This is a genomic window from Bacillus gaemokensis (genome assembly GCF_001590835.1).
Taxonomy (GTDB): domain Bacteria; phylum Bacillota; class Bacilli; order Bacillales; family Bacillaceae_G; genus Bacillus_A; species Bacillus_A gaemokensis.
This window is the reverse complement of the sequence record NZ_LTAQ01000056.1, coordinates 110877-131052: the sequence shown is the minus strand read 5'-3', so window position 1 is coordinate 131052 and position 20176 is coordinate 110877. Positions and strand designations below refer to the sequence as shown.

Genomic DNA, 20176 nt, shown 5'->3' with positions numbered 1-20176 from the left:
ACATCCCATTACAAATAATAACGGAGGGATCCATATGCCTACATTAGCAATTCAATTAGAAAATACAATCCATACCGCTTCCCAAAAAATTATACTTCTTTCTAATATGGACGTAAAACTCACCCCAGCAAAATGGTCTAAAAAAGAAATATTAGGTCACCTTTGTGATTCTGGTACAGTAAACCATAAACGCTTTGTTGATATTCTTACTTCAAAAGAATCAATTACAATAAACGGTTATGATCAAAATTCATGGGTGCAAGCACATAATTATCAACAATCTTTTTCATCAAATGACATACTAAAATTATGGGAAGCTATTAATAATCAAATCATAAAACTATTAGACAATGTAAAAAATGAACAATGGCATCTTACATGTAAGTTAGAAAACCAAAACGTCGTAACTTTAGAATGGCTTGTTACAGATTATATCGACCATATGAACCATCATCTTAATCAAATATTTACAAATTCTAAAAACTAGATTTCTTTTTGTATATTCTTCAGATCCCATGAATGATATGGAGGGAAAAATCAAGTGCAACTTCTTATAAAGGAATATGAAGATACAAATGAAGTAATCACGCAGTTAACCTTATACCAAATCACTTATACAGATAAGCATAAATCTCATTTCATTCCAGCCCTGCTCTACTTGGATTACGTATCAAAAATAAGGAGAAGGAAAGTCCATAGACACTTCCCTCCTCCTTATTTTTTGTTACCTCATACAAATATTATGCTTCCTCTACTTCAAACTGTACCCTAATTCCACTTGGATCCACCACTGTGAATCCATTCACTATTACTGTTAGTTCATAATTTTTTTCTATTAATCTCTCTCTCACTTCATCCAATGCCTCTTTATGCGGTAATACAATTGTATATACTTTTAATCCAGTTGCATGAGCTGGTGGATGTGGATTGTTTACTCCGTTCCATGTATTAGCACCGATGTGATGATGATACCCACCTGCTGAGATAAATAGGCAATCTTCTTCACGCTGCTGCTCTTCAAAACCAACTGTTTCTACATAAAATTCATGTGAACTTTCTACATCTGCTATTCGTAAATGTACATGTCCAACTACAGTTCCTGCTGGTAATCCATTAAAATCATAATCAACAAGTGTAGCTAGTTCCTTTAAATCTAATGGTGTACTTCCTCCTGGCCCTCCTCCCCATTGATCACGCGGACGATCCGCATAGATCTCAATGCCGTTCCCCTCTAAATCTTGTAAGTAAAACGCTTCACTATACGTGTGATCACTCGCACTATTAAAGCGTGAAATTGGTAAAATCTCATTTGAATATGTATAACGCCCTTCTTGTTCAATTGGACTATCAATTACTTTTTTATTACGGATTACCCCAAATAGTGCAGATGCGAAATCTTTACGAGTCGGGACTAAAAAAGCAACGTGATATATTCCTGTTGTACGTGGCTCTTGTAAAATTGCATCATTTAATTGTTCAAGTACCAATAGAGCCTTTGTTCCACCCTTTCCAGCTAAATATGCTTTATTACCCTCTTTTTTTATTACTTCTAACCCTACTACGCTTTCATAAAAAGCAATTTGACGCGCTAAATCTTTCACTTTAAATTCCACATGTCCAATACGTGTTTCCGGATAAATTTGTACCATAAATCAGTTCTCCCCTTAATCCTTTAATTGTTTATATAAGCTGATGGAGCGATTACTCCGCTCAACGAATACACTTTATTTTTGTTTTTTGGTCGCATCAATCTTTAACCATCTTTTCGAGATTTCACTTAATGTCCCACCTTGATCTAATTCTTTTAAAACCTTATTTATATTTTCTAACTTTTCGTTATTTTTAGCAAATGGGAATTATTTTTATTTTAGTAGAGAAATAACATATACAATTATATCCTACACCGCTCAACCAAAAGAAACTTACAACACATAACATGAATTGGCGAAAGTTGCCCCCAAGACTTGTGAATAAAAATAAAATTCTATAAATACCTTAACGTTATGAACGTTTGTTTGCGTCATAAGGTTAATTCAATATATAAAGGAGGAATGTCATGAAAAGTTGGACTGAAGATATCATCATTCATACACCCATTGAACATGTATTTTCATATTTTGACGGTTCATTAGATCAAATACAAAAACTAATGCCCCAATTAATAGCTAATATACCACTCAAAGAAACAGACGCGATTGTTGGAAATATTTATCGTCAGCAATACCGAGAAGGTGCAGAGATTCAAGAATATGATGTAGAAACTCTTGATTATATAAACACGCACACATATAAAAAATTAAAATGTGTTTTTACTCTTGCTAACATGTTTGATATTACCGCTACATACGAATTGACCCAAACAGATAAAAACCAAACATTATTTAAATATACTCCAACAAATAAGGCATTAAATGAGCAAGCTAAGTTATATATGAAATCTGCAACAAATCAAGTTGTGATCGACTTTGTTAATCGTGTTAAAACGATCGCTGAGTCTGAATATAACCAATAAACCGTTACTTAAGTAACCTAATAAAACATTAAAGGAGCGTTACAAATGAAACAACAAATTACTCCATACTTAACATTCAACGGCAATGCGAGAGAAGCACTTGAATACTATAAATCAGTATTTGAAGGAGACATTCAAGGAATCCAAACTTTCGGTGATGCTGACTTCCCGACACCACCAGAAGTGAATAACCGCATTATGCACGCTCGCTTCAAGAAAGATGGTTTATTTTTCATGGTATCCGATGCATTTTTAGGTCAATCCGTTGAAATCGGAAATCACATCTCATTAGCACTTGAATTAGATAGTGAAGAGGAAATTCATAAAATTTATGCAGCGCTAAGTGAAAAAGGAACTGTATTCATGGAATTACAAGATACATTCTGGGGAGCAAAATTTGCCAAAGTGAAAGATTGTTTTGGCGTTATCTGGGATTTAAATTATACAAAAGCTTAAATCCTTCTTTATAAAAAAAGGTGCTTTTATTATACATAAGCACCTTTTTTATCTATTATTTTTTATCATTACGCAATACCATTCATTTGTCCTCTTTATTCTTCTTTCGATTAACATCTTTTAACGTTTTACTATATCCCAAAATCAAAACAACAAATAAGATTCCTGCAATTGCAACCATTTCAAAGATAAATTGCACGCACAATTCTCTCCTCTCAGCCTTATTCTTATTCCCCTTCCTTTTCCTATCTATTCCAGTTCAAAAAGATTTAAAGCAACAAATAAAGTGAAACTTCCATCAGTGGGGGTTCTTCATCCCCCATTTATCTTCCTTACTTCTCTCTGAATCTTGAGATGAGGGCTTACTGCCCGTTCATGTGGGATAAATTTTCAATACTAATTTTATGTATACAAAAAGCCATCCCTTCTAGAAAAACACTAGAAAAGATGACTCAGAGAATAATAGAACACCATTCTTATCTTGCAGCACGTACCTCAGCAATAAGCTTTCCACCCTCTACACTCATATAAAGCTTCACAGGTACATCATTCGTATTTTCAAACACTAAATCTAAATATGGATATGCGATTGTAGCATCTCTTCCGTTTGGAACATATCCTACTGTTTTTGAATGTGTTGTTCTCTCTACCATTTTTAACCCAGCTTGGTCTGCAGCATTGTATAGAGTAGATGATGTTTGACAAACACCGCCTCCATATCCATCCACTAATTTTCCATCTACAATTTCTTTCCCTAACTGATATCCTTTGTCTGGTGTTGTATCTCCAATCAATGCATTAAAAGAGAAACGATCTCCTTTTCCTAATACAACTCCACTAATGTTATTTGCGGACAAACGAATATTCTCAATTCTTCCCCCAGTAGAGCCACCTAAATTTGTTTCATATCTACCGATTACTGCACCGCTTCCACTTGCATCTTCTGGTTTCGCTACTGGCTTTTTCTCAACAATCGGTAATTGATAAGTAGAATCCCACATACCTACATTCATCAGTTTGTCTACTAGCTCTTTTTCCATCAATTCATAGGCAGGTTTTCCTTCTTGCCACGTTCCGTCACTTGCCATACGAGAAGGAATCATTTTTTTATCAATGCTTTTTCCTACTTCACTAACAACTTTCGTTACTTCTTTTTTAAACTTAGTTTCATCATTAAAGTAACCTAGGCTTTCTAGATTTAAATTTTTCACTTCAGTACCGCTTCTAGCATCTATTAAACTTATACTATCATTAACACCCGTCTTAGCTTCTACAGTATGCTCACCCATTTCACTGACTAACGAAACATCGCTTACCTTTGTATTACATCCGCTCATTACACCTACACAGAGTGCTCCAATTACTAAACTTTGTACCTTACGCAACAATATACTCTCCCCTTTTCCATAAAAACTTTTACTTCTTTATTTATCAACTTTATGTATGTATGGTTACATGACATTGCAATATGATTATGGAATATTACAATTTGATTTCTGCTATATTAAAATTACTCTTTTCTTCCCAAAATGTCTACATATATTTGCATAAAAAAATTAAGTTTGTTACTTTTGTAACTATATCCCTTTTTGACCATTATATACCATAAAAGAAATTGAAAACAATTTTAATACATTCCTATTTTAGTTTTTTTGCATTTCATACTTATTTTTCAAAAAATCTTCATAACTCCTCTAGGTACATCCACTCACCATCACCATCCAGTTTATAGGTATTCGCCGTGTCACCCATCCGCACTAACACATACATTATGATGAATTCAACCTAATTTAGAGAACGGAGGATGTTTATGTATCCCTACAATTCATATCCCCCTTACAATCCTTATATATATCAGCAACAATACGACGCACAATCCCAATACCAACCGTACGTAGAACAAACAGAACAAATTGATCCATATGATCCAAACAGACAATTCCAAATCCCTATTTCATTTCCTGGTGGCGGCGGGCGCCAGTTAGAAAGAAGAGTAAATGAGCTAGAACAACGAGTAAATCAATTAAACCGTCAAGTAAACCAACTTCAACAGACTGTAGAACGTCATACACGCAGGCTAAATCGATTAAATCAACGCTTGCGTACTGTAGAAAACCGACTAAACATTCCATTTTCGGCACTTGAGGATGGGTTTTAATTCAGAAGAACGAAAAACTATAGAAGGAAGGGATACCCTTCCTTCATTAAATTGACGAAAGTTTTCTCTGTCTCTATACTGGTAAGAGTTAACGAAATGAAACAAGGTGATAAATATGGATTTTGAAATAAATTATCTTTCTTTCTATGTTGTACAAGTAGAAGGAAAAGGTGAACAAGCTGATAAACGATATAAACATTTTCAAACGTTGGATACTGATGAATATGAGGACAGCCCATTAAAAGACTTCTTAGATGGGGAATTATTAAAAATATCTAAACGAAAAGTAGAACGTCATGCAAAAACCGAACAAGCTCCAACAAAAATTGGTCGATTTATAGTAGAAACTGGACACGAATTAGATTCGAATCCTCATTATAATTTATTCAACCGCATTCGCTTTGCGGAAACGAAAGACAATTTTAAAGATATGAGCGAACCTCTTGTTTATACATATATCGATACGAGCGCCGTACGTGGTGGTGTATTTTTAGTTGCTCAAGCAAAACTACGTAAGTACTTTGACGATCCATTCGTCTTCGTTATGAAGTGTGATTTCGAACCGAAAGTTGCCTCTATTTCTGACGAAGCAACGCTTATTCACAACGTTGAAATGGCGATTACGACAAAAAACATGAAATCAATTCAATACCCCTACATGCCAGAAGAAGGCATCGTCGAAGCCGGTGAACTAAAAATCCACCAAGCATCACACGCCCGCTACTTCGAAGACTTCTTAAAATTCGTAGAATACGAGCNTGCCAGAAGAAGGCATCGTCGAAGCCGGTGAACTAAAAATCCACCAAGCATCACACGCCCGCTACTTCGAAGACTTCTTAAAATTCGTAGAATACGAGCGTTCCATGCCAGAAATTATGAAAACGCAAGTTATGGACATGGTATATGACCAAATTGAAGACGTATTTGAAGAAGGTACAGAGGAACGTGAACAGTTTGACCAAGCGATGGAAGTATGGGCTGCGAGTCCAAAACGTGAAATTATGGAGCAATTTTCAACAGAAGAAGTAATGGAAGCAACAGCACAAATTGTGGAGCACGCTCCTGAGGTTGAACTGAAAGTAAAAGCAGACCATATTTCTGTGAAGGCCTTACTTGCGGATTTTGGAGACCAGATTCATATTGCGAAGGTTAATGACAGATATGTACTCATGATTGAGGCGGATACACTTACGTTTGAGAAAGGCTTCTCTCCTATTGAGTTTCTGAAGCCGGACGAGTTGCAAGATGTGATTGAGCGGATTGAAAAGAAAGCTTCAANCGGATACACTTACGTTTGAGAAAGGCTTCTCTCCTATTGAGTTTCTGAAGCCGGACGAGTTGCAAGATGTGATTGAGCGGATTGAAAAGAAAGCTTCAATGACGGAGTTTTAATTGGTTGTGGTCACATGAATGTGTCCCGATTTGTGACCCAAAATGTGTCCCTATAACGTATAAAATTATGGCCTAATATTGAATAAAAACTTCCATATCACGGTTTATGATTAGAGCACTTTTTACTAGTGCTCTTTTATTTTACTCGAAACCATGTGTCCAATCACTGGTCACTAAAAATATACGGATACCAAAACGCCCTTATTTACGCTCTTTTATATCGCTGACCAACCGAATGTCTGACCACTTCCTTCTATTATATATTCCTTCTGTCCTCCACCTCTTATTTACCGACTGTACTCTAGCGAATACTCTCGATATTCTACGTTAACTCTCCTCCCCTTACCGTAATCCCCATTCGCTTATCCTCCTCCAATTTATCAACGTATTATCTCGTTATTTCCACTTAAAACTCACGTTAGTATTTACGGCCTCTCCCTCCACCATCTTACTGATCACTTTCGTCCTCCACTTCGCTTAGTTAGCGGTAGTCACTTCCGTCCTCCATCTATCTTAGTTAGTGGCGTTATTTTTTCATTTTATCCCTTGACTTTAAGGTCTTAAGGTTTTTATCATGCTGAAGCGAAGTTAGGAAAACGGCTGGCAGGCGGACTTGTCCCCTACGTCGCTACGTTAAAAAATAAACGAAGCGCGTAAGAGGGACAAGCGTCTACGTTTTATTTCATGGTCTTCGCCATGCCTTGCTTCGTCAGTGTTCCGTATGTATAGACCCTATTCGCCTGTCGGTCTTCACCGCCACGTCCTTTAACAATGACCTGTCCACTACACAAAGCCACCCCTGTGCGACAAGCTGAACGTGTTCCCTAACGCCGTAACGTTAATGGCTACCACCCGAGCCGTTATAGGTCGCTCTCACCTTCCCGCAACGTACGAATAGGAATACGTTGCGGGTTGCCTACTTTGTAGAAGCGTACTCTGCACTTCCTGCACGAACGTAGGCGATCCAAGCCGTTAAGCGTTTTGTGAACACATAACGGGAAACAGTTTTTAGCGTGGTTTACAGGCAATTCCACGTTCGGAAATTACCTCCGTAGCTCCTAAAAAAGACAATAGAAAACTAAGCCTCTTGAATCTCGCTTTTTAAAAACGAATGATTGCATGAGGCTAGACGGATAATTTCCGTTATTTAGTTGTCATTTAACTACGTGAATTTACGTATACAAGTCCGTTAAAGTATATAAGCAATAAACATATCGACGGTATATAATAACCCGCCTACGCCGAAAACTCCGTAATACCAAATGCGATCGGATGTCGTATCAAGACCGAAGTAGCCGTTTAGTTTTGCGAACATAGTCTCACGCCCTCATCCTCTTCATCTTCGTTCCGTAACAATTGAAACATGCTAATCGTCGTTTTGCTTATCGACTGCTTCTTAATCGATGTCCCATTGCGATATTCTAAATAAGTGAATACGTAATAATCTGATACAGTTTCAATGTAAACAACCATGTGTAAGCGTCCATTAAGTTCGAACGAGCGAGTTTTAAATAACTCTATTTTCTCGTAATCGGAAACGCTATTAATCTCATTTTGTAATTCTGCGGGTAATTCTTCGAAGGTTAAAAGTTGTGGAGCGTTAAGTAACGTTTTGAACTTTGACATTCCGTTTATCCCCTTTCACATTACTCATTACGTATGTGTAATTCGTTATTTATGATTTCATCTTACACTTGTGTAATTCGCAAGTCAATAGTTATTGACGAAATAATTACGAAACTGTAAGATGTAACTAAGGATAATTAGGACGGAGGTACTACTATGAAAGTAACGCCACGTTTGTCGGAGATTTTAGCGGAACGTAACTTACGGCAAAAGGATTTAGCGGAGATGGCTGGTACGACAGAGGCTACGATTAGTCGATTCAGTCGTCAGTCTCGATACGAAATCGAAACATTGATCCGTATCAGCAATGCGTTAGAATTGAAAATCGAAGATTTATTCGTTGTGGAGGACGCTGAATAAGGCGTTCTTTTTTATTGGAGAAATTTACTGTTTATTTTGATATACTTGACGTAGGGAAATTATGGGGAGGTTTTACTATGGAGTTACGAAAAACCGCGGACGGTCAATCGTTTATAATTGAGGTAGAACGTGAGAAATCATCTAATACTAAACGTGCTATGCGCTTAATATCGATGCTATTAGGTATCGGTGGGTTTTTACTTTCGATGGTACTATTTATTACTATAATAGGAATTATCGTTGCTATTCCGTTAGCCGTTACGTCAATTGGACTGATTGCTGCATCACTAGGGTATCAGCGGGTAGAATGTCCGAACTGTAATCGAAAACAGGTAATTAAGAAAGGTATCGGAAGTTACCAGTGCGGTAGTTGTAAGAAGAATACACTAATTGAATGGAAATAAACAAAAAAAAAATCGACCGCCCGTAATAAGCGGTCTTTTTCGTCATGTTATCGTACATTCACATACGCATCACTAGCCGTAATGTAGAACGTATTTCCTTTCGAATTGTGCACTTTATATTGCGGTGAACCATTTACGTCAACTTTTCCATCGATAGTAAAGCCGAGACCAATGTCAACAGTACCGGCTAGGTATGATTTATCCCACGTTGCTTTCGTATAGAAATTCAAGTCGTCCACTTTCGATACTACACGTTTGTCTACTACGCTATCGCTTACAGGCGCACTTCCGTTATCATAACGAATATAAGACGAATCGTATTTCACCCACTGGTCGTTACCTAAGCATAGCCATTTACCGTTATGTCCGTTTACTTCGCCCCATACTTGGTATGCTTCCGGTTTATTTAACTTACGTAGTTTAGAGTAGTCAGCGCCTGGGCCTTTGCGTAAGTTAACGTTTGTTCCGTCGATGTATGCAACGCCATTAGTTGGTTTAACTTCGGCAGGCACTTCCGGCTTAGGTTCCGTCGGTTTTACTACGATAGGAGCTTCGTTATCATCGTACGCGCGTTTCACGTCAGCACGTAATTGGGCGATAGATACACCGTGAGAAGCTAAGTATGCGCGTGGGTCTTCGTGATCTGTTCCGCCTAGTTTCTTCGTTACATCTTCGTGAGTCCATAGCCCTTGTTCGACTGATAAGCCGTTATCCTTTAGAATCTTCGCTAGTAGTTTAACGTATCGTTCGTATGAAGATTTAAACTTTGCTGGGTCTTTCGACTCAGATAATTCAACGTGAACGAATCGTTTATTCGCATATTGCCCTGCGCCGTAAGCGATGTATTTCGTATCGGCGATTTGAATCGTTTCGTTCCAATCCGTTGCAAAATGAACGAATGCGTTGTGCCAAGTTCTAGCTTCATAGTTTCGAATATTAATAGCGGGTGCTTCCGGAGTAGCTGTCGAGTGAGCTACGACACCCTCGTATGCGCCGACTCCGTAACGATATGACTGTTTCGGTAAATCTGGAATAAGCATACGGTTAATCGAATCCGCTAAAGCACCGCCCATGAACGAAAAAAAGACTACCATTACGGTAGCCATCGAGATTAATAGTTTTGTAATACGTTTCATTTTACGTCCTCCTTCGTATTTAAAATCTGTTTGATTTCCGTTACATCTTTCGATAACGAACCGAAGGCTTTCGCTTGCTCTTCAATTACCTCCTGGTTCTTCTCGATAACCGCTTGTAATTTACCTTCGCGCTTTTCATTTTCAACACGTTGCTTTTCTTCACGCTCCTTATTCTCTTTACGTGAATCGAAAAGTAGCCAAACAAAAAGGACTGCTAAGAGTCCTTGTGATATCGCTAATTTAAAGATTTCTTCCGGCATAAACATCGTCGCCCTCCTTTAAATAAATTCGTGATGTGCAGTGTGATCGTGTTTAGGAATTGTTATCGGGTAGCTACTTGATGTTTGAACCGAGCCACCGCCGCTTGTCGTTGAATACACCGTACTACTTTCGCTCGTTGTCGATACAGGACCGTAGGACTTACCGCCACAATCACGGATTAAACGAAACTTGTACCAATCTACAAACTTAGTGATTTCTTCCGTCGTACCTTCGAGTTGAATTTCACCGATTGTACATTTCATTAGCTAGCCACCTCCGTAGATGTTTCCGTCGTACCGCTTCCGTCCGGATTCTCTTCTACTGGCGGAGGAGTTGGTTCGGTCGGTTCGACTTTTACCGGAACAATTTGCTTGATATCTAAACGTGAAAAGATATAATCGCCAATTACAACCGTGATTGTATTCGAGCTATTTAACTGCTCGTTAATATATACGGGATCGTAATCGTCAGTTGTAATCTCGAATATTTTACCGTCACTTGTACGAACTTCAATCTTACGCGCGCCTACTCCGTTCTCTTTTTGAGGTAATACGCATTTAATATCGAGACGCGAATAAATTAAATCACCGATAAGAACGGTCACCAAATCCTTGTTATTAATTTGTCCGTTAAGTAAATCAGCATCGTACGATTCCATTTGCACGAGCCTTTTAGCACCGCTTTTCGCATAAATTTCAATTGTTTGCATTAGACGCCCTCCTCGGAAAAAATAAAAAAGAGAAACGAATTATTTCGCTTCCCTTAGTTTCTTCGCTTCTTCAATTTTCGTTTTTGCGCCGTCAATATTAACGGCTTTCATATCATTAACAGCTTCAGACATTTTATCGAAATATTCTTTTTGGTCTGGCTTTTGTTTCTTCACTTCAGCGATAAATAGATGAACATATTCCGCTGATCTAGGTAAATCCTCTTGTTTATGTTTATTTTCACGTGTTATTTCTTTAGTTATATACTCCTCTATAGCATTGGCATCTGACCATAGGTAGACTGTTTCGCCTTTGTTCTGCCAATCTTTAATAATATCGCGAGAAGCAAAACGCCAAGGATATGTTTCGGACTTTAAATCAACTGTCCTTTTCGTAGGCGCTTCCCTTGTTTCACTTGTCGAACTAGTACTTTCGACTTTTGACTCAGTTTTATCAGCGGCTTTATCCTCGCTACATGCTACTAAACTACCTACCGATAATGTAAACGCTAGTGTAAGAATCAGACGTTTTTTCATCCCCCGAACCCCTCATTCACTTTTTCCTACATTTTACCACACCTCCTTTCTTTTGAATATTAATAGTTTAGAATATTTTAGAAAGTTCCTCCGATTTGAGACGAAATAAAAAGACGTGAAATGATATTCGCATTTACACGTCCTAATTTATCTGGATATATTTCTACCGTGTGCCATTGTCCTCGATTGATTTTGCCGCTATTATCTTTCGATAGGTACGGAATCAAGTTAATATTTTGCGCTGAAATAGAATCGCCTGGAACTGGATTCCCGTCTACTAATATTGTTACCTTACTCGGACGTTCTGATAGTTTGTAAATACCGTGCTCAATGGCGTGAACATGGTCGGGCAATGTTAGCGTATGTTGGTGGTCTTTAATCTCCACTACATGTTGGTGATCTTTAATTTCGATATCATGTTGATGCGGGGATAAGTTAATATCATGTTGATGTGGAGATAAGTTAATATCATGTTGATGTGGATTCAATTGCACTTCATGGGCATGAGAGGGCAGTTGGACTGAGTGACTGTGCGGCGCCATAGTTATCGTATGGTCATGATTGAATTGATCTTCGAATATTGTCTCGTGGCGATGGTTGTCTAAATCGCCTCCGGTTGAAGGAGTCGTCTCAATGCGTAATGTACCAAAAATCTTAGATGCAGTGGTTTGCGTTGTACCTCCGCCTGCACTAGAAGTATAACTACCTTGCCCACCACTCGTCGTACTAGTAACTGTACCTCCGCCTGCACTCGTACTACTTACTACCCCACCGCCTGCACTCGTACTACTTACTACTCCGCCACCTGCACTCGTACTCGTAACTACAGCCCCCCCTGCGCTCGTACTTGTAACTTCTGCACCCCCTGCCGAACTAGAAACGGTAGTCGCTCCGCCGCCTTCTGTAGCTCGTCCGTACGTACGAAATTCTTCGGTCTCATACGTTAACTCTAACGTATTTACGTTCACTAAATCGTCCGGTAAAAAGAACATAATTTTCGCTGGATTCTCCGGATCACAGTTATCGCAATAGTTATGCGAGTCAATTCCCGTACTTCCCTGCGCATACACTTCGTTAACCTGCTGCCGTTTCTCAATATCCGCTTGCGTCGTCCCTAAGTCATCCGTCTTATTAGCAATATCGAACGTCACATCTAACGGATTTCCAGTTACATCGCCCTTACCTTTACGCATGACCCTTACGTCTTCTAGAATACCGAGTTCTTCGTCATGTACTCGTACTAGTTTACCTATTTCGTATTTTTCTAGTTTATATGGATCGATAAGCTCGTAATCTACTGCTTGGACTTCGTATGTTATTTTCGGTACACATCGCTCGTCCAATAACGCTTTAGCCGAATCATATAGAGATTGCGCGACAGTAAAACGACGGTCAGCCCAAATGTATTTATGCATGCCGTACTTTTCGATAATATTCGCCGGCGCTTCGATGTAGTGCTGACCGGTAGGGTTTACGTCCTTAATCGTTAATTGGTTAACGCCTTCTCCGTAACCCAACGGATAGATGCGAGTCATAATATTCGAAGGGTCGACGTTCTTTTTAATACCTCGTAAGTTCTTACGGTAACGAATTTCACCGGTTATTTCATCGCTTGCTCGTACTAAATTAAGCGTCCACGGATAAGTCGTATCGTCCCACGTCCATTGGTACGACTCATTAAACGGTTTCGGGATACTTAGCAACGGACCGAGCAACGTATTTTCGTTCTCCCAACCGTAATGGAAATACCGCGTGAAGTCGACTTGACCGAGTTTCCACCGTTTAGTCTCTTGCTTCGATAGGATATACTCGAGTACTTGTACCGTCGTATGATTCGAAAGCTGGTGATAACCAAAAAGCACGTCGTCCAATAGCGTGGACAAGACGTGCTCACAGTTATATCGTATGGTTCGCTCCTCTTCGTTTCGTTCAGTGGCATTCGGCATAATACGAAACATACCGATGCGTTTATCCTGGTCGAATATTTCAACGAAGTCTAGTTCGACGATTTCTAGCCGTTTCTCGTCGTCAAAGGGTAAAGAAAAAGCAGCGTCCCAAGTTTCGTTGAGTCGCTGCTCGTAAGAGATTTTATATGCGTTTTCTAAGTACGCTTTTAGGCGTAATTGTTTATCGTATAGTTTTATGTGTTTCATTATGCATTAGTAACTCCTTCCCTTAACAATGTTAAACCAAGTCCCTTCGCTACAAGTTCAAACATTAATTCGTACCCTGGATCATTAGGATGTAGTTTATCGAAAAGAAAGGAATCAACAGTTGTTCCTGTGTTAACCGCATGTTCCATGAAACCTTTATAATTCGAAATATAATCCATCTTGAATTCTTTTGTTACTTGATGAATAGCTCGATCCACATCGTCCATTTTAAAATTTCTAACAGATTCCATATCATTTTCTACTCCGACAGGGTTAGCTGACATAACAATTACATCTTTTCCTAAAGAGCGAATGTACTTAATTAGCTCTCTATGGTAACTTTTCGTTACGGCTGTTGTTTTGAAATTATGACGGTCATTTGTACCGATTTGCATAATAACAACACTGTCAGTTGATTCAATTAACTGGTCCCTTTGTTGGTATAGATATTGCGAATGTTTACCACTAATTCCAAAATTGATAACATCTGCCGTCTTAGGTATCTTTAACCCTTGAATATAGATTGAATTGCCGGATGCACTAGCGTTTTTTCGGTTTGTTTCACGAATTTCCACTAAATGATCACCTAATGTTAATCCAATAACTTGTTTTTCTACATTGTCGGCATATGTGCCATACGTATCTAATTCTCCCCACTTCACACCATCAACATAGATGTCCATAATACCGCCACCACCAACAGTCGCATGATAAATACTGAAATGGTCACCGTAGAAATTAAACTGAATGCCGTTATTTGTGGTTGTATTAGAGAAGAAAGCTTGCCATTTAAATGTTGCAGCGTTATTTTCTACAATTTGATGTGTTGCTGCTAAGAAAGTAATATTCGGATCGTTTACCGAGACATCGAATTCACGATTGTACTCAGCTAAAACATGATCCCTGAGCATATTAGCCCAACAAACTGCGGTTGTTACGTTTGTTTTATACCCGGTATTACCAATAGGTTTATCTGTAGCGCTATATCCTGTGCCACATAACCCTGCCGTAATGGAGTCTCCAATTAACTTAATGATTGTTCGAACAAATGGGTTATTCAAGTGTTTGTGAATGATTTCCTTAATTGTTAGGATCTCGCCCATTTCTCCTATTACCTTAATAAAGCTTGTATTTTTCCCTAGAGGAACATTGTTGTAATAATAAAATAATAGCCTTTTATTCTTAAATTTAGCCTTGTCGTTATACACTTCAAACGAGACTGTATAAGGAGATTTTGTTATATCTACCACAAATGCATATAATCTTGCGTCAGAAGGGAGATCAACGTAAAGATTTGTCCCTGTTTGATTTAAATTAAAAATATCGTTACCCATCGTAGAAAATGCATTGGGTTTAATAATTAGCTTTTTACTCTTCAAATCAACTGTAATTTTATCTTTTTCTATAATCGTCGTCTCATACATATTGATACGAGTGTAATCTAATGTATCCGAGGCGATATTTTGATTTGTAACAGGTATTTTTCTATCAGTTAGATAGTTGTAATTATCATCATCGCTAATGAATGTAATAAATTCGTAGTTTTGACCATACACTTTCTTTCCATAAAAACGAGCGATTGATAATTCATTATCTCCTGCTGAAGTATATGGCTTACAACTTAGTTCGCTTGTTATATGGTTATAAACTAATAAATGTAATATACCGTCATTACTTGAATCCGGTAATGATAATTCAATTTGTGACGGCGATATATTAAATGCGTATTTTTCAATAGAGATATAACAATTCTTTAGAACTGTGATTTTTCTAGTTTTATAATTAACCTCAATATAGTTTCGATTGAGTACTTGAGCCTCAGGAACATACATTTTTTCAAAGTTCACAGCATTGTCAGCAATACGACTCCGTGGCGTTGGTTGCATTGCTGTATTAGAGTTACGAATTGCTTGGTTTATCTTCGGATAACCTTCCCGTAACTTGTCCGTTGGTAACAGTTCCTGTGCCGGTGTAAAATTCGTGTCTATGTTCAATTCAGGCGCATCAGCCATATTCGTCACCACCTATATATATTTTGCGCGGAATTTCAATGCAATGTTGACGTTTAGGTTTGAACCGCCTATGCTCACTGCATTTGCGCCTGGTACTAGTTCTAGTTTTTCTAAGTTTCCTTGCATTTGAAATAAGTAGTTTTTTCCGTCCTTCATTACGGAATAACGCTCCGCATCTATTACGAATGAAGAGTTCGTAAAACTACCAATTAAAAAACGCTCACCGTTTAAAGTGAGCGCTAGATTCTCCGCACTGCCCGAAATTTCTACGATTGGGCGTACGATTAGTGAACCAACATTATCTATACTAATCGTTTGCGGAGATGTAACTACGTAACTAGAATCGCCAATCCCTAGTAAAATATCTGACATAAAAGTTACTACGTCGCTTCCCCACAATACATCGTCCGTACTCTCCGAAGTAGAATAAGCGTGTGGATCATACGCTTTTAACGGCAAAGAAAAAAGCCCGAAATGGGCTATCCTTTCAATCGGCACTCTGCCGTTATATTCCACGTAATAAAACTTGTCCGGCTCGGATTCAAACCGGAGTTTCACTCGTTTTGGTCTTCCGTAACCATCGATAAACAACTTTTTAAACTCTCGTATTTGATACGCTAAATCCGTATATGTTTCTTGCCTATCAAAAGCGCACTTCAATTCGAACTCTAACGGTTGTAAATATGAACCGAAGTTATATGCGCCGTGTCTACCTGGTATCACTACGCTATTCTCACGGACGTCAGGAAAGAGAGGTTCGTCCGAATCTAGTAGCGCCATAACTCCGATGTCTTGTAGTTTCACGTCGTCAATAAATACGCCGCTTTCTACCGTTTCTAATTTCATCGAATCCCCTTCCTTCTTTTCGTCGCTTCTGTTAGTCCGTGTAATTCGCGTGCAACGCCTTTAATATCGCTATCATTACGAACATTAAACACTGCGCCTTCAAACATACGCTCAAAGTTAACTGTTTGTCCGCCTTGGTCGTATTGATTATTCCGTTGAGGCTTAGCCCCCTCGTTAACAATACGATATTCCAATTGATTCGCTGGTCCGACTTGTAATCTACGTCTCGCTAAACTATTAACTTCCGTTTTCGTTAAACCTTCGAAACGTTCCATTTGCTTACCGATGTCTCTTACAGCGCCTTGAATTGATTCCGGTATGTGCGTAATCCAATCGTTAAGGTAATCGCCGTCTTCGAAAATAGCGTTAAAATAGTTAGCGAGTGGGTTGTCGCCTTTAAACTGGAATAACTCCGAAGGTGCAATCGTTTCGTATCTCGGGCTCGCCGCCGCCGCGATTTTCTCCGTTGCTTTTCCAACCGCTCCAACCATACTTTCTATACCGTTGACTAACCCTTCTCCAATGTATACACCGTAGTCGCGGAAAACACGTGACGGTGAGTGAATCGACATTATACTTGTAAATTTTTCCTTAATACCGCTTCCGAGCTCTTTCATCTTGCTCCATACCGAACTGAACATTGAACCGATACCATTAATCAAACCTTTAATAATATTTGCGCCGATATCAAATAAGTTGACTTCTTTAAGCGTATCTATTATCTTTCTACCTAGTTCTAGCGCGGCACTACCTAGCGATCCTAAAAGTGATAGAATACCTTTGATTAGCGCTTCTATTAATTTAACGCCTGCTTCTAGTAATTTCGGTAAATTCTTAATCAATTCGCCGACTAGCGTTACAATTAATTTAAGTCCCGCTGCTATTAACTGAGGAATTATCTTGAATATACCGGCTATTAACGCCATTAGAATTCTCACACCAGCTTCGATAATTTTCGGTAAATTAGCAATCAATGTTTCTGCGACTTTAACAATTAACGTCAGGGCTGCGTTAATTAACTGAGGTAATACTTTAGCGATACCGTCGATTAGCGCCATTAGAATTTTAACGCCTGCGTCGATAATTGCCGGTAAATTCGCTAGAATCGTTTCAGCAACTTTCGTTATTAAACTAACTGCTAAGTCGATAAGTTGAGGCAACGTTTGGATAATACCGTTAATCAGTGTCGTCAATACCGTAATACCAGCCTGAATAATCGCTGGTAAATTCGCTGTAATCGCATCTATCAGCGTTGTAATTACCGTGATAATAGCTAGTGCAATCATTGGGAGAGCTTGTGTGATTCCGGTGATTAATGTAGTCAGTAAATTAATACCCATTTCGATTAGCTGCGGTAAAAACGTCATGATTCCGTTAATAATCGTCTGAATAATTGTTATGGCTACTGGGATTAACGTAGGTATCATTTGCATAATTCCTTGAATCAACGTAAGAATTAGCTGTAGACCCGTCTCGATAATCGTAGGTAGTACTTGTACAATCCCGGTAATTATCGCTTGTAAAATTTGCATACCGGCTTCGATAAGGATCGGTAGATTCACTGCAATCGACTGCATTACCGTATTGATTACGCCGACCATCGCTTCTAGTATCGAAGGTGCCGCTTGGACTAGACCGTTAACGAGAGACATAATAATCTGCGAGCCTACTTCGATTAGTTGTGGTAGAGTCGTAGTTAAAAATCCCTTTATAGAATTAAACACGTTCGTAATAGCCTCTACGATAATTCCTTTATTTGCGTTAAGATGTTCGGCTATTGCCGGTAAGAAACGAGACACTGAAATAATAATGCCGGGGATGCCACCGATAATAGCGGCTGCAATAGACGGACCGATTGTTTTAAAAATCTCACCTAGTTGACTGAAGTCTCCGGAAAAAGCTGCCATAATAGCCGATTTCAAACGATTAAAACCTGCGACTACTGCATCGATTGCTGGACCTGCGAAATTCATGAACGCGGATGATAATTCGGTCACTTTCGATTTTATGGAGTCCCAAGCGCTATTGACTCCGTTACGAAATGCTTCGTTTCGTTTATACAATTGGACTAATGCGATTCCCATTGCTGACAATGCCATGATGACTATGCCGATAGGACCCGTTAGGAATGCGAAAGCTGCTCGTAAGCCAACCATTGCTGCGCTCGCTATCTTCGCAACTACTGCGCTTCTTCCTAACCAACCGACTAGTTTACCGATCATAATAATACCGCCACCGATAGAATTAATCATAATACCTAACACCGTACCGAAAATTAAGAACGCTGTTGTGAAAGCTACCGTAGCTGCTATCGCGGTCTGTACAGGTTGAGGTAATCCCGTAAAAGCGTTCGCTAATTTTTCAATACCTCCTGCAACCGCAGTAATGGCTGGCGCTAAAGCATCCGTAAACGCGCGTGCTGCTACGTCTAATGCGGATTCCATCTTCGACATCGCACCCGCCCAACCTTCAAGCATCGAATCTGCCGCCTTTTTCGAAGCTCCATCAGATTTAACGAGTGACTGCGTTAATTTATCGATTTTCTCCGGTCCTGCGGATACAAGCGCCATCATACCTGAAACGGCTTCCGTACCGAAGATTGTCGCTAATGCTGCGCCTTTTTGAGCGCTCGTCATTCCTTCCATGCCTTTTTGTAATTCGCCAATAATTTGAGATAGCGACTTCATGTTACCAGCGCTATCAGTAGTAGTGACTCCAAGCTCTTCCAACATATTAGCGGCTGCTCTTGGTGGTTTAACCAAACGTAACATTGCCGACCTTAAAGCCGTACCGGCCGTCTCTCCCTTAATACCTGCGTTAGACATAATTCCGACTGAAGCTGCTAATTCTTCCATTCCGATACCTAACTGTGCTGCCGGACCTGCCGCGTACTTAAAGGCGTATTGCATATCGTACACACCCGCTGCCGTCGCGTTGGCCGCTTGTGCTAACACGTCCGCCACGTGACCGCTATCTTTCGCCTCCATGCTGAACGCATTTAATGCGGAAGTAATTGTATCGGCTACCATTCCGAGATCTTCTCCGGAAGCTGCTGCCGCTGATAAAACGCCAGGTAATGCGTCAGTTGCCTGCGCCGCTTCGAATCCTTTCGCACCAAGTTCGGCGTAGGCAGCAGCTACTTCGCCTGTTGAATACACGGAAGTCTTCGCCATCTCTAAAATATCGGATTTTACCTGGTTATATGCCCCACCGGTAAGTACCGCTGCTTTGCGAGTTTGAGATTCGAATTCACGAGAGTCTTGAATCATTCTTCCTAATGCGAATCCCGAAGCGGCTGCGGCAGGTGCGAATGCGTTCTGCATCGTTTGACCTGTCTGCTGTACTCTATTCCCCATCTCCTGCACTCGATTTCCTACATTCTGAAACGTAGATTGCCAGGAGCTCATGTTTGGCGGAGGTGGTGGCGTCACATGTTGGAGTTGGCTGTTTAATTGTTGTACATGTTGCCCAGCGCTCTGAACGGCTGAATTCCAACCGCTCATATTAGGCGCTGGTATGTTTATCGGCTGACTGACTGTTTGATGAAAATTACGCCAAAGTTGTGTCGCTTGTGTCAAATTACTCCTTAACGACGATATATCCGCTAATAACTGTAC

At 39.5% G+C, this 20176-nt stretch carries 20 protein-coding genes and 2 pseudogenes; 8 read left to right on the top strand and 14 right to left on the bottom strand.

Features of this window, described 5'->3' with window-relative positions; all coding sequences use genetic code 11:
• The first annotated feature begins 34 nt into the window (after positions 1-34).
• Complete coding sequence (locus AZF08_RS23825; RefSeq protein ID WP_033677646.1) at positions 35-487, top strand: DinB family protein; 453 nt, start codon at positions 35-37, stop codon at positions 485-487.
• 253 nt (positions 488-740) lie between these two features.
• Here the strand turns inward: AZF08_RS23825 and AZF08_RS23820 are convergent, their stop codons facing one another.
• Positions 741-1649: a VOC family protein gene (locus AZF08_RS23820; RefSeq protein WP_033677649.1), complete on the bottom strand. Its 909-nt coding sequence runs from the start codon at positions 1647-1649 to the stop codon at positions 741-743.
• A 75-nt stretch (positions 1650-1724) separates the two neighbouring features.
• A pseudogene (locus tag AZF08_RS29280) lies at positions 1725-1856 on the bottom strand (amino acid ABC transporter substrate-binding protein); the annotation flags it as partial.
• A gap of 200 nt (positions 1857-2056) precedes the next feature.
• Here AZF08_RS29280 and AZF08_RS23815 point away from each other — a divergent pair.
• Positions 2057-2512: a hypothetical protein gene (locus tag AZF08_RS23815; RefSeq protein ID WP_033677651.1), complete on the top strand. Its 456-nt coding sequence runs from the start codon at positions 2057-2059 to the stop codon at positions 2510-2512.
• Positions 2513-2557: 45 nt separating this feature from the next.
• Positions 2558-2968 (top strand): VOC family protein, encoded by a 411-nt coding sequence (locus AZF08_RS23810; protein WP_033677653.1) that lies wholly within the window; start codon positions 2558-2560, stop codon positions 2966-2968.
• Positions 2969-3444: 476 nt separating this feature from the next.
• Here the strand turns inward: AZF08_RS23810 and AZF08_RS23805 are convergent, their stop codons facing one another.
• Entirely contained in the window at positions 3445-4305 is an 861-nt protein-coding gene (locus AZF08_RS23805; protein ID WP_407639507.1) for a VanW family protein, read from the bottom strand.
• 473 nt (positions 4306-4778) lie between these two features.
• Between AZF08_RS23805 and AZF08_RS23800 the strand changes: the two genes are divergently transcribed.
• From AZF08_RS23800 to AZF08_RS32275, 3 genes and pseudogenes are all read left to right on the top strand, one after another.
• On the top strand, positions 4779-5126 hold the full coding sequence (locus AZF08_RS23800; protein ID WP_033677657.1) for a hypothetical protein: 348 nt from the start codon (positions 4779-4781) through the stop codon (positions 5124-5126).
• A 115-nt stretch (positions 5127-5241) separates the two neighbouring features.
• Positions 5242-6424, top strand: a pseudogene (locus AZF08_RS31595) (DUF3900 domain-containing protein).
• Positions 6378-6518 carry a DUF3898 domain-containing protein gene (locus AZF08_RS32275; protein WP_153019588.1) on the top strand — a complete coding sequence of 47 codons (141 nt, stop codon included), beginning with the start codon at positions 6378-6380 and terminating at the stop codon, positions 6516-6518. Before AZF08_RS31595 ends, AZF08_RS32275 begins: the two are co-directional and overlap by 47 nt.
• Positions 6519-7707: 1189 nt before the next feature.
• Here AZF08_RS32275 and AZF08_RS30240 read toward each other — a convergent pair.
• On the bottom strand, positions 7708-7833 hold the full coding sequence (locus tag AZF08_RS30240) for a DUF3961 domain-containing protein (protein ID WP_153019587.1): 126 nt from the start codon (positions 7831-7833) through the stop codon (positions 7708-7710).
• Positions 7818-8144 (bottom strand): hypothetical protein, encoded by a 327-nt coding sequence (locus tag AZF08_RS23790; protein ID WP_033677302.1) that lies wholly within the window; start codon positions 8142-8144, stop codon positions 7818-7820. Before AZF08_RS23790 ends, AZF08_RS30240 begins: the two co-directional genes overlap by 16 nt.
• Before the next feature lie 174 nt (positions 8145-8318).
• Between AZF08_RS23790 and AZF08_RS23785 the strand changes: the two genes are divergently transcribed.
• Positions 8319-8504, top strand: a complete 186-nt coding sequence (locus tag AZF08_RS23785; protein ID WP_235190097.1) for a helix-turn-helix domain-containing protein — start codon at positions 8319-8321, stop codon at positions 8502-8504.
• Positions 8505-8581: 77 nt separating this feature from the next.
• A complete protein-coding gene (locus AZF08_RS23780) occupies positions 8582-8908 on the top strand; it encodes a hypothetical protein (RefSeq protein ID WP_033677306.1) in 327 nt (108 codons plus the stop codon).
• A 47-nt stretch (positions 8909-8955) separates the two neighbouring features.
• Here AZF08_RS23780 and AZF08_RS23775 read toward each other — a convergent pair whose 3' ends face one another.
• The 9 genes from AZF08_RS23775 to AZF08_RS23735 form a co-directional block, all read right to left on the bottom strand.
• Positions 8956-10044, bottom strand: coding sequence for a peptidoglycan recognition protein family protein (locus tag AZF08_RS23775; RefSeq protein ID WP_033677307.1), 1089 nt, complete (start codon positions 10042-10044; stop codon positions 8956-8958).
• Positions 10041-10304: a BhlA/UviB family holin-like peptide gene (locus AZF08_RS23770; protein ID WP_033677407.1), complete on the bottom strand. Its 264-nt coding sequence runs from the start codon at positions 10302-10304 to the stop codon at positions 10041-10043. The genes AZF08_RS23775 and AZF08_RS23770 overlap by 4 nt, the downstream gene beginning before the upstream one ends.
• Positions 10305-10322: 18 nt before the next feature.
• Positions 10323-10568, bottom strand: coding sequence for a hypothetical protein (locus AZF08_RS23765; RefSeq protein WP_033677308.1), 246 nt, complete (start codon positions 10566-10568; stop codon positions 10323-10325).
• Positions 10568-11014, bottom strand: a complete 447-nt coding sequence (locus AZF08_RS23760; RefSeq protein ID WP_033677309.1) for a hypothetical protein — start codon at positions 11012-11014, stop codon at positions 10568-10570. Before AZF08_RS23760 ends, AZF08_RS23765 begins: the two co-directional genes overlap by 1 nt.
• Before the next feature lie 39 nt (positions 11015-11053).
• Positions 11054-11548 (bottom strand): hypothetical protein, encoded by a 495-nt coding sequence (locus AZF08_RS23755; protein WP_033677310.1) that lies wholly within the window; start codon positions 11546-11548, stop codon positions 11054-11056.
• 77 nt (positions 11549-11625) lie between these two features.
• Positions 11626-13701 (bottom strand): phage tail spike protein, encoded by a 2076-nt coding sequence (locus tag AZF08_RS23750; protein ID WP_033677312.1) that lies wholly within the window; start codon positions 13699-13701, stop codon positions 11626-11628.
• Entirely contained in the window at positions 13701-15713 is a 2013-nt protein-coding gene (locus tag AZF08_RS23745; protein ID WP_033677314.1) for an SGNH/GDSL hydrolase family protein, read from the bottom strand. The genes AZF08_RS23750 and AZF08_RS23745 overlap by 1 nt, the downstream gene beginning before the upstream one ends.
• 12 nt (positions 15714-15725) lie before the next feature.
• Positions 15726-16559, bottom strand: a complete 834-nt coding sequence (locus tag AZF08_RS23740; RefSeq protein ID WP_033677316.1) for a phage tail domain-containing protein — start codon at positions 16557-16559, stop codon at positions 15726-15728.
• Positions 16556-20137 carry a phage tail tape measure protein gene (locus AZF08_RS23735; protein ID WP_082246171.1) on the bottom strand — a complete coding sequence of 1194 codons (3582 nt, stop codon included), beginning with the start codon at positions 20135-20137 and terminating at the stop codon, positions 16556-16558. The genes AZF08_RS23740 and AZF08_RS23735 overlap by 4 nt, the downstream gene beginning before the upstream one ends.
• Positions 20138-20176 lie beyond the last annotated feature (39 nt).